The following is a 15,902-nucleotide window of genomic DNA, read 5'->3' as shown; positions in this document are numbered from 1 at the left end:
TGACGAATTTCCACCCGCACCTACAGGAGCACACGGCATGAGTTTCGTTACGACCAAGGACGGCGCGCACATCTACTACAAGGACTGGGGCACGGGCCAGCCAATTGTGTTCTCGCACGGCTGGCCGCTCTGCGCCGATGCGTGGGATGTGCAGATGCTGTTTCTTCTGCAGAAAGGATATCGGGTGATCGCCCATGATCGTCGCAGCCATGGACGCTCGAGCCAGACCGGAACCGGCAATGAGATGGACACCTATGCCGACGATCTCGCGGCCCTGATCGATTCGCTCGATCTGAAAGACGCGGTGCTGGTGGGCCATTCCACCGGCGGCGGCGAAATCTCGCATTACGTGGGACGTCATGGCACTTCACGCGTGTCGAAGATGGTGCTGATCTCCGCCGTGCCGCCTCTGATGTTGAAGACCGACGCGAACCCGGGCGGTGTGCCGATGGAAGTCTTCGATGGCATTCGCGACGGTACGATGAACAATCGCGCGCAGTTCTTCAAGGATCTCGCGCTGCCGTTCTACGGCTACAACCGGCCCAATGCCACGGTCAAGCAGGCAGTGATCGACGAGTTCTGGCGCGAAGGCATGGCGGGCTCGGTGCTGGGCCTCTACGAGTGCATCAAGCAGTTCTCGGAGGTCGATTACACGGCAGACCTGAAGAAGATCGATGTGCCCACGCTGATCCTCCAGGGCGACGACGATCAGATCGTGCCGTTGGATGGGTCCGGGCGCAAGTCGGTGGAAATCATCAAAAATGCGACGCTCAAGGTGTATCCGGGCGCATCGCACGGCATGTGTACCACCGAGTCGGATCAGGTCAACGCCGATCTTCTGGCCTTCATTCAGTCATAACGCTCAGCGCTTGGCACTTACCGGATTGCAGTTGTGCGTGGTGCCTTTTTTCAACAGGAAGAACGATCATGAAAAAATCAAAGCTTGTGATGGCCCTCTTGCTCAGCTCCACGTTGAGCGTCGCGTGTCTGCAGGCACGTGCTCAGGTGGCGGGTTCCCAGCCGATCGGCATCACCGTGTCGGAGTCGGATCTGATCGTGCGCGGCTGGAGCGTGAAGAAGGCGATTCTTGGCAAGCCGGTGGTCAATGACAGCGGCGAGCAGATTGGTGTGGTGCACGACATCATCATCGCGCCGGACAAGTCCGCGTCGTTCGCGATCATCGCGGCGCATCAGTTTGCGGGTGTTTCGCAGCATGACGTAGCGGTGCCGATCGATCAGCTCGACTTCGTCAAGGGCAAGCTCACGCTGCCCGGCGGCACGCGTGAAGCCATCAAGGCGATGCCGGCGTTCCAGTACACGCACGTCGCCACCGTGCCGATGGCGCGCTCCGAGTTTTCGGAACACCATTGAGGTAATCGGGGTCACCCGGCCTGTCTACGACGCCTGACTGGGGTCTCCCTGAACCGGTCAGGCGTCGCTCGGTGCCCAGTTCGCCGCTCAGTTCACCCTTACTTCGCCGCTCAGTTCACCCTTACTTCGCCGCGTCCGTCTCCCAGCCACCGCCCAGCGCGAGGAACAGATTCGCCTGATCGACCGCGACCTGTCCTTCGGCCGCGGCAACCTGCGAGCGCACCGACGTCAGCGTTCGCGTCGCATCCAGATCCGCGATGAACGATTGCCGTCCGCCCACATAGAGGCGGTGCGTTTCGCCAGCCGAATCGGTGGCCGACTTCAGCGCCGCGCGCAGTGCCTCGGCACGCGTGTAATCGGCCACATAGGTCGCCAGATTCGTCTCGGTTTCGCGTAGCGCGTTGAGCACCACGCCGTCGAAGTGAGCGAGCGCCGCCGTGCTCGCATCCTGCGCCTCGCGCACGCGGCCACGTGCACCGTTGACCGGGAACGTCCAGTTGATCAGGGGACCGAATCGCCAGTAGTTGGTTTGCGCGTTGCCGAGATCTTCGGCGAGGCCGGTCGTCCCGGTGCCGGCGCCGAAACTGACGGTCGGATACAGCGCGCCGGTGGCCACGCCGATGCGCGCCGTCGAAGCCGCCAGCTGGCGCTCGGCTTCGCGCACATCGGGGCGGCGTTTGAGCAAGGCGGCGCCGTCGCCGACCGGCAGCGCCTGCTTGATCTGCGGCACCTTGTTGCAGGCAAGCACGGCGGGCGGCAGATCGGAGGGTGCCCGCGCGAGCAGCATGGCGAGCTGATACTGGGCAATCTTGCGGCGCGCGGTGTAGCGCGGAATATCGGCCGCGAGCGATTCGACCTGAGTCTGTCCGCTCGTCACATCCGGCTGATTGCCGCGGCCGGCATCGCGTAAACGCCGCGACACATCCACTCTTTCCTTCTGCAGCGCCAGCGACTCTTGCGCCACGGCCAGTTCGTCCGCTGCCGAGCAGTTCTCGATATAGGCGCGCACGACGTTGGCCACCACGGTGATGCGCGCGAGATCGGCGGCCGCCCGGGTGGCTTCGCTGTCGGCATTGGCGGCTTCCACGCCGCGGCGCAGTTTGCCGAACAGATCGAATTCGTACGAGACCGTAATGCCCGCCGCGCCTTCGTTGGCCACCGGAATCTTGCTGAAGATCAGGAACTGCTGACCGGACTCCTGGGCCCGCGCGAAGGCCACCTCCGCACCGCCCGAAAAACCGCCTTGCGCCTCGGCGACGCCAAGCGCTTCCTGCGAACGCGCGAGATTCGCTGCGGCGACGCGCAGGTCGGTGTTGGATTGCAGCGCATCGCTGACGAGTTTTTCGAGCACCGGATCGTCGTACAGGTGCCACCAGTCGGACGGCACCGGTTGCTGCGAGATATGCGCGCCGTCGACATCCGGCAACGGCGCATCCGCGAATGGCGCGTTGATGACCGCGGCCTTGGGCAGCGAATAATTCGGGCCGACGGTGCAGGCCGCGAGCGCTAACACGAGCACGGGCGCGAGCGGCGCCAGCAGTGCCCGCGATGCCGCTGGACGCAGGCGCGGAAGAGGGCGTGGCTGAGGGTGTGGACTCGACAGCTTCATTTTGCGGGGCTCGCTGCGGGTTGCTTAGCCGCTTGCGAGGCCGTCTGGGCAGCGGGCGATGCTGGTTGCACAGTGGTTTGCACGGCAGGTTGCACGGTGGCTTGTGGAGCAGGTTGCACGGCCAGTTGCGCAGCGCTCGCCGGCACCGAAGCCGGCGAAGCCGCCAGCGCCGCCGACGCCGTCGTGCGCTCATCCGCAGCCCGCATGTCCAGCGAAGGCGCGGGTACGCGCACGGACACCGTCGCCGTGCGCCCGGCAATCATGCGGAAATCCTTCGGTATCTCGTCCAGCGCGACGCGCACCGGAATGCGTTGTGCGAGGCGCACCCAGCTGAAAGCCGGATTCACGTTCGGCAGCAGATTCGAGCCCTCGGCGCGATCGCGATCCTCGATGGCGGACACGATGCTCGCCACGTGGCCGCGCAGTAGCCCCGGCTCGCCCATGATCTTGATGTCCACCGCCTGACCGATATCGATGCCGCTCAGCTTGGTTTCTTCGAAGTAGCCGTCCACGCGGAACGAATGCATGTCCACCACCGACACCACCGCCCGGCCCGCCGCTGCGTATTCGCCGGTACGCGGCGCGCGGTCGTTCAGATAGCCGTCAACCGGACTGACGATATGAGTGCGCTGCAGATTCAGCCGCGCCGTGTTGACCGCGACGAGCGCATCGGCGAGCGCCGCTTCGTCGGTCTCGACGCGCGAGCGGCTTTCTTCCGCCACTTCACGTGCCACCAGGTCGCCCAGCTGATGATTGCGCACGTCTTCGCGGCGCGCCTGATCGAGCGTGGCGCGGCGTTGCTGCACCGTGGCTTCCGCCTGCTGCAGCGCCAGCGTGTAACGCGCCTGGTCGATCAGGAACAGCGTTTGACCCTGTTTGACCGGCTGGTCGTCGACCACGTCGACTTCGGTGATCAGACCGGACACGTCCGGGGCCACCTGGACGATGTCGGCGCGAATGCGGCCGTCGCGTGTCCATGGCGAGAACATGTAGTAGTTGACCAGCTTCCACAGCACGAAGCCGGCGATCACGACGACGATCAGGGTCAGCACGATCTGACCAACGGAGAACCAGGTTTTTTTCACGTTATGAACCGGTGCGAAACGATGACGACAAGACCCAGCACCACCACGTAGATGCCGAGATCGAAAATGGAGCGATGCCAGACAAAGCGGTAAAAACCGGTGCGCGCGAGCAGTGTGCGGATCACGAGGTTGATCAGGTAGGCGATGAACATCAGCACGAGCACGGCCGGCACGAACACGCCGAAAATATCGATTTCGCCGATCATGGTCTGAAACCCTGCAGTGAAGTCAATGGGCTCATCAGGCGGCAGGTTCCTCTTTGGGCGGAGCAGGCGGAGTCAACGAAGCGATCGTGGCCGGAAACAACGACAGGCGCAAGCCGACCAGCGCATGCAGGGCATCGCGCAGTTGCCGTGCCGGGCGCGCCGCGCTGCTGGCAGCGCCCGCCGGCGCAGGCGGCGCGGCATTGGCCGCTGGGTTGGGCGCGTTGGGCGCATCGGGTGCTTTGGCTGCGTCAGCTGCGTTCGCCAGCCCGAGCGCGGCGACGCGCGTGAGCGCGGCGTCGATGCTGGACATCAGGCTATCGGGCGCCGGCTGGCGCCCGCGGCGGTCGATACAGGTTTCGAAGTGGCTGCGGATGCCTTCCAGCACGCCGTCGATCGCCGCCGGCACGTCGCCGCCCAGCTTCGGACGCAGGCGGCGCAGGTCGATTGCGTTGAAGGCAATGCGCAGGTCGCGGAAGCTTTCGATGGACGGGTGGCGCTGGTCGTCGGTGGCGGCGAGCCGCGGAATCAGTTGCATCAGCCGGTCCAGCATGCGCGCGGCGAGATTGCGCTGATCTTCGATGGGCCGCGTCGAGGCGCTCAGCACCACGTCCGCCCAGCTCGAGCGCATCAGGCGGCTCGCGGCCAGTTCGGCGCCGAACGGCCGCGTCGCGCGGGTCCACAGAAAGGCATACAGCAGGCCTGCGAGTCCGGCGAGGTTGTTGTTCGCGAAGATGAAGAAGTCGGCGTCGTAAGCATCCTGAATGCTGATGAACGTCGCGGTGTTGACCGCCACCAGCAAGGTGATGACCGTGAACTGCGGGCGTGGAATCAAGGTGCCCACCAGAATGAACGGCCCGGCGAACAGGATCACCAGCATCGGAAAATCATGCACGTGCGGCAGCACGGCGAACAGGTACAGTCCCGCCAGCACGACGCTGATCGCCGTGGCGATGAAGAACTTGAACACCTGCGGCGCGGGGTCGTCGAGCGCGGCGAAGAAGCAGCAGGCAATGCCTGCCAGGGTGACCGCGCTGGCGCCTTCGTTCCACCCCGAACTGATCCACAGCACGCTCGCGACGATGATGGCGCCCACCGCCGAGGCGGCGGAAAACAGCATGATGCCGCGGTCGAAGTAGCGCGCCGTACCGCCCACGCGCCAGTGCCGGAAGCGCGGCTGCCAGGTGCCGTCTTCTCCCGTGATGATGTCGCGCAGCGTCAGGCAGTCCTGCCAGACGTCGACGACCTGCTGCAGGCGCCATAAGGCATTCGAAAGCAGCGCGCCGTCCCACGTGGCGAGGGCCGCAGGTGGCGGCTGCAACGTGGCGATACGCGCGCGCAGGGCGTCGGCTTCGCGGTCGGGCCGCTCACCCGGGCTGGCCGGACGCAACGGCGTATTGAACCATTTGATAACGTCGGCGAGCAGCGGCTCGAGGCCGGCGGGGCGCTGCTCGCGCTGGCTGCCGAGCAGCGCCATCAGCGGGTCGGCCAGCGACGACATGATGGGCAGCAGCAACTGCATGCGGCCGCGCAAGGCCTCGGTGCGGGTCAGGATGTCAGGGCGGGTCTGGTCGTAGGCGAGCTGGCTCAGCAGCATTTCGAGGGCGTTGACGGTGGCGACGAGCCGCTGGCGGCAAGCCGAGATCGCCGCGCCGGCAATCCGCCCGGCGAGCGTTTCGGTGGCGTAGAAGGCGGCGTCGTGGAACCAGCCGTCGGTACGTTCGATGAGCGACGGCGCGAGCCGGTTCGGAAACACCGTGCTGCCGACGACGCTGGCGCACACGATGCCGAGCACGATCTCCTCGGTGCGGGTGATGGCGAGGTCGAAGACACTGGTCGGACTGAACACCGCCGGCAGCGCGATCAACGGCATCGTGTAGCCCGCGAGCAGAAAGACATAGCTGCGCGCGGTGCGGTCGGTGAACGACAGATAAAGCAGGGTGCCTGTCCAGAGCGAGACGATCACGCTGAAGAGATACGGCGATTCGACGAAAGGCGGCACGAGCAGGACGGCCGCCGACGCGCCGAGGGCGGTGCCGAGCGCACGATAGAGCGCTTTCGAACGGGTCGCGCCGACGAACGGATTCGACACGATATAGACCGATGCCATCGCCCAGTAGGGGCGTGGCAGTTGAAACACAAGCCCGATGTAGAGGGCGAGCATCGCCGCTCCAAAGGTCTTGACGGAAAAAAGCCAGTCGCGCAGTGAGGGGTAAACCATAGGCGCTACGCGGTGGCTAGCGCGGACGCAGCGCGCCGCCATGACCGGACGAGCCCACGGGGGCCGCGAACGCCAGGGTGAAAGGCATCGGGATTCGACATGGTTCGCATCGGCTAGGGTGAAGAAAAAAGCACCGGCAGTGGATGCCCGCTGGTTATCCGGCGACCACTGGAGGCGGTCTGTCCATATGACCAGCATGAAGCTTGCATGATAAATGAGTCTGTCCCGCTTATGCGCAAGTCTTCGAACTGGAGCGTCGTCGACGCCGGGTGCCAGGTGCGCAATCAGCGGCATGGAGGCGCCTTGCGTAGCCGCCCCAGGCAAGTGCGTGAAGCATGGACCGCTCGCAGCTGCGCAGACTAAACTGCTGAGCAGACCGTACGGACATGATTCGCCTGCGGCGCATGGCTCGACATCAGCAAAGGCATTGAACAATGAGAGACCTGATTGAGCTGGACATCCGCCCGGGATGCGCAACGCTTATGTGCCGGGCCGTGCGACGACTACGCGCCCACGCCCTGTTGCTCCTGCTGGTGAGCGTGCCACTGCCTGTTCTGGCGCAACAACTGGCGGCGCTGCCGCCAGCGCCGGCCGGTACGACGTCGTCCACCGGGGCGAGCCTGCTGCCGGGTCTGGTGCGCGAGCGCATCGGCCTGCGGATCAGCTTGCCGGACGGCGCGAAGCCCACGCTCGAAGCGCTGGTCGTGCGGCCCGCCCGTCCGGGCCGCTTGCCGCTCGTCCTGATGACGCCGGGAACGCCTCGCGGCGTCGGGGCGGGCGTCGTGGATCGCGCGCCGGAGTTGATGCTAGGCGCGGCGGTGGCGTTCGCGCAGCGCGGTTACGCCGCCGTCATCGTGTTGCGGCGCGGCTTTGGTCGTTCGGACGGACCCTATGCGGAAGCGCTCGGTTCATGTAGCGACGAGGACTATCCCGGCACCGGCAAGGCATCCGCGGACGATGTGCTCGGCGCGCTGGAATCGTTGCGCCTGCAACCTTGGGTGGACCCGCAGCGCGTGATCCTGCTCGGCAAGTCGACCGGCGGCTTTGCGGTGCTCGCGGCGGCCGCGCGCAATCCGCAAGGCGTGCTCGGGATAGTGGATTTTGCGGGTGGCCGCGGCTCGTTGCGCCCCGACTATGTGTGCCGCACGGATCAACTGATTGCCACGCTCGGACAATATGGCGCGAGCGCGAGGATTCCGAGCCAATGGGTGTGGTCGGAAAACGATCACTATTTCAGCCCTGAGCTGGCCCGCCAGATGCTGAGCGCCTACACGTCCCATGGCGCGCCGGCGCAACTCGCGGTGCTGCCGCCGTTTGGCGAGGACGGCCATGAACTGCTCTACGACGCCCCCGCGCAAACCTGGTGGCCGACGCTCGAACCGTTTCTGCAGAGCCTGCATCTGCCGACCGCGATGGTGGTCGATCTGCCCTCGCTCGCGGCGCTGCCGGCGCCGGCTGGTTTGAATCGCGGCTGCCAGGACCGCTTCGATGCCTACGGTGCGTCGCGTAATGAGGGCAAGGCCTTTGTCATTGCTCAAGGCGGCCATTGCGCTTACAGCCTGATCGAGCGTTCGTCGCAGGAGGCCGCGGACGAGGCGTTGGCCTACTGCAATGGCAAATGGGCGGGTTGTAAGGTCTATGCGGAGGGACAGCATGTGGCCGAGTAGCGCAAGGAGCCGCGTGCTACGATAATTCGCCGATCGTGATGGAGACTCACATGAATCCGGAGACCGTGGCCAGGTTCGACCACGAATTTGCACCGCGGATTGCCGCGACCCTCGCCGGCCTGTTCGATAGCGGCGTCCATACAGAGGTTCAACCCTACGCGGGCCACGGCCACCCCACGCGGGTCAGGATGTGGGCTGCGTCGATCGAAGCGCTGCGTCACTATCCGCATCCGCTCAATCTGCATTTCACCTGGGACAGCGACGAGATCGAGCGTCTGATGGGCGAGGGCGGCGAGGCGCGTTTTGCCCGCTATCTGAAGGCGCTGCCGCGCAAACTCGAGGCGTGGCACCTCGCGCGTGAGGTGGACTTCCGGTCCCATTCGCAGGCGGAGATCGAAATGTTGCTCGGCGGTCTGGACTTCGAGGCCTAGCTTTCGTCCGCGCCCACGGTGCGTGCCGCCGCAGTCAGTCAATTATTAAAAATGAATCCCGTTCAGGCTGGGTGAAACGACGCCGTAAATGGCGAGAGAGATGCAAGCTGCGCAGACACGTCGGACCTTTGGAGTCGTTGGGGCATTCATGAACCTCGGTGATCCGCACATTGCCGTGTGTTCGCTGCTTGCCGTCAATCATCTAACGCCTTCCGGACGGAGTCCCTCGTATGGGCATGCGCTCAATTGCAGTCAAACTGAGCCTTATTTTCGGCGCGGCGCTCGCGGCCACCATTCTCGCGATCACGCTATTCGCTACGCTCAATGTCCGCCGTCAGGCGGTCGACAGTTTCAACGAGGCGAGCAACGGTCAGATTCGTCAGATCGATGCCAGCCTTAAAGATACCTTCAGGCGGATTCACGACAACGTCGTGTTCCTGTCCAATACGCCGCTGGTGCAGTCGGCCAATGAGTCGGTGGCGAACTATCTGACGCACGGCGGCCAGATGACGCCCGATACCAACGGCGGCGTCGAGACCGACATTTTCCATCTGCTGCAGCGCTTCGGCGACAGCCACCCCGATCTGCAATACGTCTACGTCGGCACGAAGTGGGGCGGCTATGTGCAGTGGCCGAAGGGAAAATTCACCAGCGACCACTACGATCCGCGTGAACGCCCGTGGTTTACCGAAGGGACCCAGGCCGCAGGCGAAGTGCGTCGCACGCCGGCTTATGCGAATTCGGGTGGCGACAAGAACGTCATCATCAGCTTCGTGCGGACGGTGCAGGACAGCCAGGGCAAACCGCTCGGCGTGCTCGGCATGGATATCTCGCTCGACGGCTTCGCGAAGATGATCGGCCAGGTGCACTTTGGCGACACCGGTTATCTGATGGTGGTCGAAGACAGCGGCACGGTGCTGGTCGATCCGCGCGAACCGTCGCACAATTTCAAGGCGCTCAAGGATCTCGGCGACGGCTATCGCCAACTCGCGGATATCGCAAACGGTGAGCAATCGATCGATATCGACGGCACGCGCTATGACGGCGTCATCTATACCTCGCCGGAACTGGGCTGGAAATACATCGGCCTGATTCCGCACCACGAGATGATGGCATCGGCCAATCGCCTGAGCGCGATCCTGATCGCAGCCGGCCTGATCGCGCTGGCCGCTGCGCTCGCGCTGACCACCGCACTGGGCCGCAAACTGACGGCGCCGCTACGCCAGGTGTCGAACGGCATGCAGGACATCGCATCGGGCGACGGCGATCTGACGCAACGTCTGCCGGTGACGAGCGACGACGAAGTGGGCGTGCTGGCTGCACAGTTCAATGCATTCGTAGAAAAGCTCAACGGCGTGCTGCTGAATATCCGCGCCAACAGCGAGACGCTGCGCGTGGCGACGGGCGAGATCTCGGCGGGCAACGCCGATCTCTCCGCGCGTACCGAGCAGCAGGCCGCGGCGCTGGAGGAAACCGCCGCCAGCATGGAAGAGCTGACGTCCGCGGTCAAACAGAATGCCGACAACGCACGCGAAGCCAGTTCGCTCGCTTCGAATGCCTCGGACGTGGCGCGTCGCAGCAGCGACGTGGTGGACCGGGTCGTCGTCACGATGAGCGATATCAGCCAGAGTTCGAGCCGCATCGCGGATATCACCGGCATCATCGAGGGCATCGCGTTTCAGACCAATATTCTCGCGCTCAACGCAGCGGTGGAATCGGCGCGTGCCGGTGAACACGGCCGCGGTTTTGCAGTGGTGGCAAGCGAAGTGCGCAGTCTCGCGCAACGTTCATCGAGCGCGGCGAAAGAGATCAAGGAACTGATCGGCGCCTCGGTCGGCAAGATTCATCAGGGCTCGGCGCTCGCGACCGAAGCAGGGCAGACCATGTCGGAAGTCACGCATGCGGTGGGGCAGGTGACGGCCATCATGAGCGAGATCGCGGCGGCATCCGACGAACAGAGCCGCGGCATCGCCCAGGTCAATCTGGCCATCACCCAAATGGACGACGTCACGCAGCAGAACGCGGCGCTCGTCGAAGAGGCCGCCGCGGCTTCCCGTTCGCTGGAAGACCAGGGGCGGCAACTGAACGAGACAGTGGCTGCGTTCCGTCTGCGTGCCGTCGATTAAGCGCGCGCTGCGCGTCTAGAAACGTCCATTCGTATCGGTGCCCGGCGTGAACGACACGCCGCGCAGCACCTCACCAAATCCCGCGCTGCGTAGCGTCACGAACTTCTCGTTCGCAGCGGGGCTGGTGTTCTTCAGCACGTCGCGCGTGACCACCAGCTTGTTCGGATCCGCGCCGACGTCGCCATCGCCGCTCACGGTCGACGTAATCGCCCAGAGCGTCACCGTGCCGTCGTCTTCCACCCGGCCCGTCAGGCTACGCAGTCCGTCCGTTGCAGGCGCCCACGGCAGGCCCGTGGCCGCGTTCGAGCCGGTCGGATAGCGCGGCACGGTGTACTGCGTGCCCAGATTCAGACCGGCTTGCAGCGTATAGGCAAGCGTCCATTTTTTCGCTGCGGCGTTGTAGATCCATTTCTGCAGCCCGGCGCCCTTCTGTGCGGCGGCATGCGTGAACAGATCGGTGCCGCCCGTGTAGCCGTCGCCTTCATCCGCGACATACAGCGTCGTGGCGTTGGCGAACCAGGGGCCGAACGGATACGCGAGGGTCGTGGCGGTTTTGTTGGGCGTCGACGGGAAGCCCGCCAGGATACACATGTTGCTCGGCAAGCCCGCTGTTTGCAGCGTGGCGGCGTTGTACGCGAGCGGCGTGGTGGGCAGCTTGGCGTTGGCTGCGGGCACGCCTACACCGGAGGGGCAGGCCGTGCCGGTGGTATCGAGGAAGTACACCGTGTTGACGCCGTTGCTGCCGCTACCTTTGGTGTAGTACAGGACGTTGTTGTAGATCGTGACGCCGCGGAAATTATCGTCCTTGCCGATCTTGTCGGCCTTGACGCCGAGTTGGGTCACCGAGAAGCTGCCGAGCGGCGTCGGTGTGCCGGGGTTCTGCTCCGCTTCGGGTTGCTTCGACAGGTCCACGAGCTGCGCGCCGGTGCCGATGATGACGCCGTCCGGCTGCGGGTTCGCGCCGTTACCGGCATTGCCGGTGGCATAGAACAGTTCGTGACCGTTGGCGTTGTTCAGAATCGCGGCGCGGCCGTTGTCGCCGCTGAAGGCGTTCGTTTCGGTGAAACGGAAATGACCGGAGCGATCCACCAGCGCAATGCCGCGATAGACGTTCTGGCCGTCCGGATTGGTCGGATCCACCTCGCCCGGCGTATTCGCGTTCGAAACGTCGAGCGCGTTGACCGGCGCAACATAGCCGACGAAGCTCAGATACTGGCCGTCGGTCGACAGATGCAAGGCCAGTTCGGACTTCGAACTGAAGCTCGTCACGAGCTGGTGGTGCGTATCGTGGTCGTGCAGGCTATTGGGTACTTCCAGCGAGCTGACGAGTCCGCCCGAGGGCGTCACCTGATCCAGATAGATTCGCGAGGTGATGCCGAAATTGGCGTCGTAGAGCACGTTGTTCCAGACGTACGGATAGGTACCGTCGTTCGTGGCACCGGTGGCCGCGCTGCAGCCGCCCGTCGTGTTCGCGCAGTTCGGCGGCAGGACCGTACCGGGCTGTACGTTGCTCGACAGGTTGTCGTAGACACTGCGGCTCACCACCAGCAAGCCCGGGAAAAACGGGCTTTCACCGTTGAAGGGAAACTGCTGCGCCGAGGCGCTGAGGCTGGCGGCGAGCAACGTCAACGCCAGCAGCGGGGTGCGTGCTTTGCGCAGGGAACGAAAATTGGCGTGGGACGTGAGGCGGGAAGGTGCGCAGGCGCGGGCAACGGTTTGCATCTGTAGTCTCCGTACGGCGTTTGGGGGAATAGTGGTGACGGACTTGCAGGACAACCGATCTACCCTACCAGCGCTTGATGAAGGATGTTTGACGTGCTGCTTTCAACTTCGTCAGGTGTCTTGACTTGTCGGCGCGGCTTTCGTCTGACTTCATTCACATAATTGCCGAATGCAGATGGTGCGGATGCTCGAGCGTCTCGGCGATGATGCGCAACGCCTCTGCACATTCTTCACGATTCTTCGAACCACCCAGGCACACCCGTAATGCGTTAGGCGGATTGCCGTCGGTGGAGAATGCGGTGCTGGCGACCGCGGCGATTCCCTGGTTGCGCAATTGCAGCGCCAGTTCGGCTGAACTCCATCCACCCACGCCTGCGATGGGCAGCCATAGATGAAAACCATCCGCATGCGCGTCATAAGACGATTCGCCCAGCACACGTGCGGCGATCGCCTGCCGCGCTTTCGATTCGCTGCGAATGGCATTGAGCATCTCTTGCGCCGTGCCGTCGCTCACCCATTGGGTCGCGAGCGATACCGTAAACGGGCTGGCCATCACCGTCGTCGCGCGCAGAGCACCCGCGAGGCGTTGTGTCTGGCGCGGTGTCGGCGCCTGCAGATAGGCGACTCGTAAACCGGCGCCAAGACTCTTCGACAAACCCGTGACGTAGTAGGTCAACTCAGGCGCGAAGCTGGCCAGCGCATCGGGCGCCTGCAGCGGCAGCATCGCGTAGGCATCGTCCTCGATGATCGGAATGCTGTAACGCAAGGCGACATCCGCGAGCGCTTCGCGCCGCTTGTGGGTGAGCGTCAGCGTGCTGGGATTCTGCAGGGTGGGATTGCAATAGAACGCGCTCGGCTTGTCGGTCTTGCATAGCGCCTCGAACGCATGCGCGAGCGGTCCCTCGTCGTCACGCGCGAGCGCCTGCAGCCGCACGCCGAGTTGCGCGGCAATCGCCTTGATACCCGGATAGGCGAGCGTGTCGAGACAGATCATCGCGCCAGGCCGCGCCAGTTGCGAAACCAGCGCAACCAGCGCGCTGTGAATGCCGGGGCAGACCAGCACGTGGTCCGGCGAACAGTTCGGCAGACGGCGCCTGAGCCATTCAGTGCCGGCTGCCCGGTCCGCCGGCGCGCCGCCGAAATCCTGATAGCGCAACAGCTGATAGGGATCGCTGTCCGCCATCAAACGCGCGGCGGACTCGCGCAAACGCAGCGCGTAGTCGGCGGGCTCGGGCGGCGTATTCATCGTCATTTCGATGCTGCTGCCGCCCGCTAGCGGCAGCGTGGCCGTGCGGCCGCGCACGAAGGTCCCGCTGCCGGCACGCGAATCGAGCAGGCCGCGCTTCTTCGCCTCCGCATAGGCACGCGCCACCGTGGTGTAGTTGAGCGCCAGTTCGCCGGCCAGATCGCGCAGACCCGGCAGGCGGTCGCGCGGCCGCAGACGTCCGGTGGCGAGATCTTCTTCGATCAGATCGGGAATCGCGAGGTAAGCCGGCTTGCGGATTTCGGCGAGGCGTTTGATCCAGTGATGTGTCGGGCTACTCATCGTTTTCGTGAAGATAGATGACGGTTTAGCGGCGGTCGCAGCGGCCTCGCGCGACGATGAAAAGTGATCGGACGCAATGATCGGATTGATCGTATCTGGTGAACGACTGCACCGGCCCCGCGCATGCGCACCAGCAGAATCGCACCCGGCTGGTGCGATCGAGGTCCGCACAGCCGCTTGCGTTGACGGCACCACTTGTATGCAACCTTCGGGCCAAAAATAATTTCGGGGCGCTAAACGAATGATCGTCTGTTTGATTGGAAAGTGATCGCATGAGCGGCGGCCTTCAATGGCACGGGCGTTGCGTTAGTGAGTGCGGTGCAAAGATCAAGGCGGCGCTGCTTGCCACCACACGACAACCCCGTTCACGCAAACCTGCTTGGAGAGTGCCATGCCAGCCGTCAACACGCCGCTGCATCAGAAGGGCGATTACTTCGTCGACTATGAAGAGAAGGTTTTCGAAGACGTGAAGGCCGAGCCGGGTGAAAAGGCGCTCGTCACGTTTCATACGGTGGCGTTCGAGGGCTCGATCGGTTTCGTCAATATGCTGCAGGCCACGCGGCTGCAACGAAAAGGCTTCGAGACCTCGGTGCTGCTGTACGGGCCGGGCGTCACACTCGGCTTGCAGCGCGGTTTTCCGACGCTCGGCGACGAAGCGTTTCCAGGTCATCTGAACTTCAACAAGCAGTTGATGAAGTTCATGGAAGAAGGCGGCAAAGTGTACGCGTGCCGCTTTGCATTGCAGGCGCTCTACGGGCATGGCGAGGCCTCGCTGATTGAAGGCATTCGCCCGGTCAGTCCGCTCGACGTGCTGGATATCCAGCTTCTGCATCGCAAGGACAACGCACTGATCATCCACACCTGGACGGTCTGAGCACAGGCGGCCACCACCATGTCTGAAAAACGCATTGTTCGTGCTGCGGCGGTCCAGATTTCGCCGGACTTCGAACGCCACGACGGCACCCTCAACAAGGTCTGCGAGGCGATCGATCAGGCCGCCCGCGAGGGCGTGCAACTGATCGTGTTCCCCGAGACCTTCGTGCCGTATTACCCGTACTTTTCGTTCGTGCGGCCGCCGGTGGCTTCCGGTGCCGATCACATGCGCTTATACGAGGAGGCGGTGGTGGTACCGGGGCCTGTGACGCAGGCCGTCGCCGAACGCGCGCGCCTCTATGGCATGGTGGTGGTGCTCGGGGTCAACGAGCGCGATTACGGCAGCCTGTACAACACGCAACTGATTTTCGATGTCGACGGTCAGTTGCTGCTCAAGCGCCGCAAGATCACGCCGACCTTCCACGAGCGAATGATCTGGGGCCAAGGCGATGCGGCTGGCTTGAAAGTCGTGCAGACGGCTGTCGCGCGGGTCGGTGCGCTCGCGTGTTGGGAGCACTACAACCCGCTCGCCCGTTATGCGTTGATGACGCAGCACGAGGAGATTCACTGCAGCCAGTTTCCGGGCTCGCTGGTGGGGCCGATCTTCGCCGAGCAGATCGAGGTGACGATCCGTCATCACGCACTGGAGTCAGGCTGTTTCGTTGTCAATGCAACGGGTTGGCTGACCGAAGCGCAGATTGGCTCGATCACCAGCGAAGCGAGTCTTCAGAAAGCGCTGCGCGGCGGTTGCAATACGGCGATCGTGTCGCCCGAGGGCCAGCATCTGGCCGCGCCGCTGCGCGAAGGCGAGGGCATGGTGATTGCAGATCTGGACATGGCGCTGATTACCAAACGCAAACGCATGATGGATTCGGTCGGTCATTACGCGCGGCCAGAACTGCTTAGCCTCGCGATCAACGAACGGCCGGCCGCGACCGTGTCGCCGATGCCGTCGTGGGACGCTTCGGTTGCCGAGACTGCCACCGATTTCAACTCAACCGTGGGAAGCCGCGATGAACTCGAACGAGACGCTGCCGGCCGCTAGCCG

Annotated in this window: 13 protein-coding genes; 7 read left to right on the top strand and 6 right to left on the bottom strand. The window is 64.0% G+C overall.

Features of this window, described 5'->3' with window-relative positions:
• Positions 1 to 37 precede the first annotated feature (37 nt).
• Both P3T43_RS23375 and P3T43_RS23370 read left to right on the top strand, forming a co-directional pair.
• The gene (locus P3T43_RS23375) at positions 38 to 859 is read left to right on the top strand and encodes an alpha/beta fold hydrolase (protein WP_429283412.1); all 822 of its coding nucleotides are present in this window, start codon (positions 38 to 40) and stop codon (positions 857 to 859) included.
• 68 nt (positions 860 to 927) lie between these two features.
• On the top strand, positions 928 to 1,371 hold the full coding sequence (locus P3T43_RS23370) for a PRC-barrel domain-containing protein (protein WP_429283411.1): 444 nt from the start codon (positions 928 to 930) through the stop codon (positions 1,369 to 1,371).
• A gap of 121 nt (positions 1,372 to 1,492) precedes the next feature.
• Here the strand turns inward: P3T43_RS23370 and P3T43_RS23365 are convergent, their stop codons facing one another.
• From P3T43_RS23365 to P3T43_RS23350, 4 genes are read right to left on the bottom strand one after another with little or no spacing between them, the layout of a single operon-like run.
• Positions 1,493 to 2,980, bottom strand: a complete 1,488-nt coding sequence (locus tag P3T43_RS23365; RefSeq protein WP_429283410.1) for an efflux transporter outer membrane subunit — start codon at positions 2,978 to 2,980, stop codon at positions 1,493 to 1,495.
• Entirely contained in the window at positions 2,977 to 4,065 is a 1,089-nt protein-coding gene (locus P3T43_RS23360) for an efflux RND transporter periplasmic adaptor subunit (protein ID WP_429283409.1), read from the bottom strand. Before P3T43_RS23360 ends, P3T43_RS23365 begins: the two co-directional genes overlap by 4 nt.
• Positions 4,062 to 4,271 (bottom strand): DUF1656 domain-containing protein, encoded by a 210-nt coding sequence (locus P3T43_RS23355; RefSeq protein WP_429283408.1) that lies wholly within the window; start codon positions 4,269 to 4,271, stop codon positions 4,062 to 4,064. Before P3T43_RS23355 ends, P3T43_RS23360 begins: the two co-directional genes overlap by 4 nt.
• Positions 4,272 to 4,305: 34 nt before the next feature.
• A complete protein-coding gene (locus P3T43_RS23350; RefSeq protein WP_429283407.1) occupies positions 4,306 to 6,489 on the bottom strand; it encodes an FUSC family protein in 2,184 nt (727 codons plus the stop codon).
• Between the two features lie 434 nt (positions 6,490 to 6,923).
• Here P3T43_RS23350 and P3T43_RS23345 point away from each other — a divergent pair, with 434 nt between their 5' ends.
• The 3 genes from P3T43_RS23345 (at position 6,924) to P3T43_RS23335 (ending at position 10,713) form a co-directional block, all read left to right on the top strand.
• On the top strand, positions 6,924 to 8,156 hold the full coding sequence (locus tag P3T43_RS23345) for an alpha/beta hydrolase family protein (protein ID WP_429283406.1): 1,233 nt from the start codon (positions 6,924 to 6,926) through the stop codon (positions 8,154 to 8,156).
• A 50-nt stretch (positions 8,157 to 8,206) separates the two neighbouring features.
• Positions 8,207 to 8,587 (top strand): DUF5594 family protein, encoded by a 381-nt coding sequence (locus P3T43_RS23340; RefSeq protein WP_429283405.1) that lies wholly within the window; start codon positions 8,207 to 8,209, stop codon positions 8,585 to 8,587.
• A 230-nt stretch (positions 8,588 to 8,817) separates the two neighbouring features.
• Positions 8,818 to 10,713 (top strand): methyl-accepting chemotaxis protein, encoded by a 1,896-nt coding sequence (locus P3T43_RS23335; RefSeq protein WP_429283404.1) that lies wholly within the window; start codon positions 8,818 to 8,820, stop codon positions 10,711 to 10,713.
• A gap of 15 nt (positions 10,714 to 10,728) precedes the next feature.
• Here P3T43_RS23335 and P3T43_RS23330 read toward each other — a convergent pair whose 3' ends face one another.
• Both P3T43_RS23330 and P3T43_RS23325 read right to left on the bottom strand, forming a co-directional pair.
• Positions 10,729 to 12,435 (bottom strand): hypothetical protein, encoded by a 1,707-nt coding sequence (locus tag P3T43_RS23330; protein WP_429283403.1) that lies wholly within the window; start codon positions 12,433 to 12,435, stop codon positions 10,729 to 10,731.
• 154 nt (positions 12,436 to 12,589) lie between these two features.
• A complete protein-coding gene (locus tag P3T43_RS23325; RefSeq protein WP_429283402.1) occupies positions 12,590 to 13,981 on the bottom strand; it encodes a PLP-dependent aminotransferase family protein in 1,392 nt (463 codons plus the stop codon).
• Positions 13,982 to 14,372: 391 nt separating this feature from the next.
• Between P3T43_RS23325 and P3T43_RS23320 the strand changes: the two genes are divergently transcribed.
• Entirely contained in the window at positions 14,373 to 14,855 is a 483-nt protein-coding gene (locus P3T43_RS23320) for an MSMEG_0572/Sll0783 family nitrogen starvation response protein (RefSeq protein WP_429283401.1), read from the top strand.
• An 18-nt stretch (positions 14,856 to 14,873) separates the two neighbouring features.
• Positions 14,874 to 15,899, top strand: a complete 1,026-nt coding sequence (locus tag P3T43_RS23315; RefSeq protein ID WP_429283400.1) for a Nit6803 family nitrilase — start codon at positions 14,874 to 14,876, stop codon at positions 15,897 to 15,899.
• Positions 15,900 to 15,902: the final 3 nt, after the last annotated feature.

It is taken from the genome of Paraburkholderia sp. GAS41, assembly GCF_050436545.1.
GTDB lineage: Bacteria > Pseudomonadota > Gammaproteobacteria > Burkholderiales > Burkholderiaceae > Paraburkholderia.
Note: the sequence above shows the minus strand (reverse complement) of the source record. Positions and strands in the feature narration are given on the sequence as shown.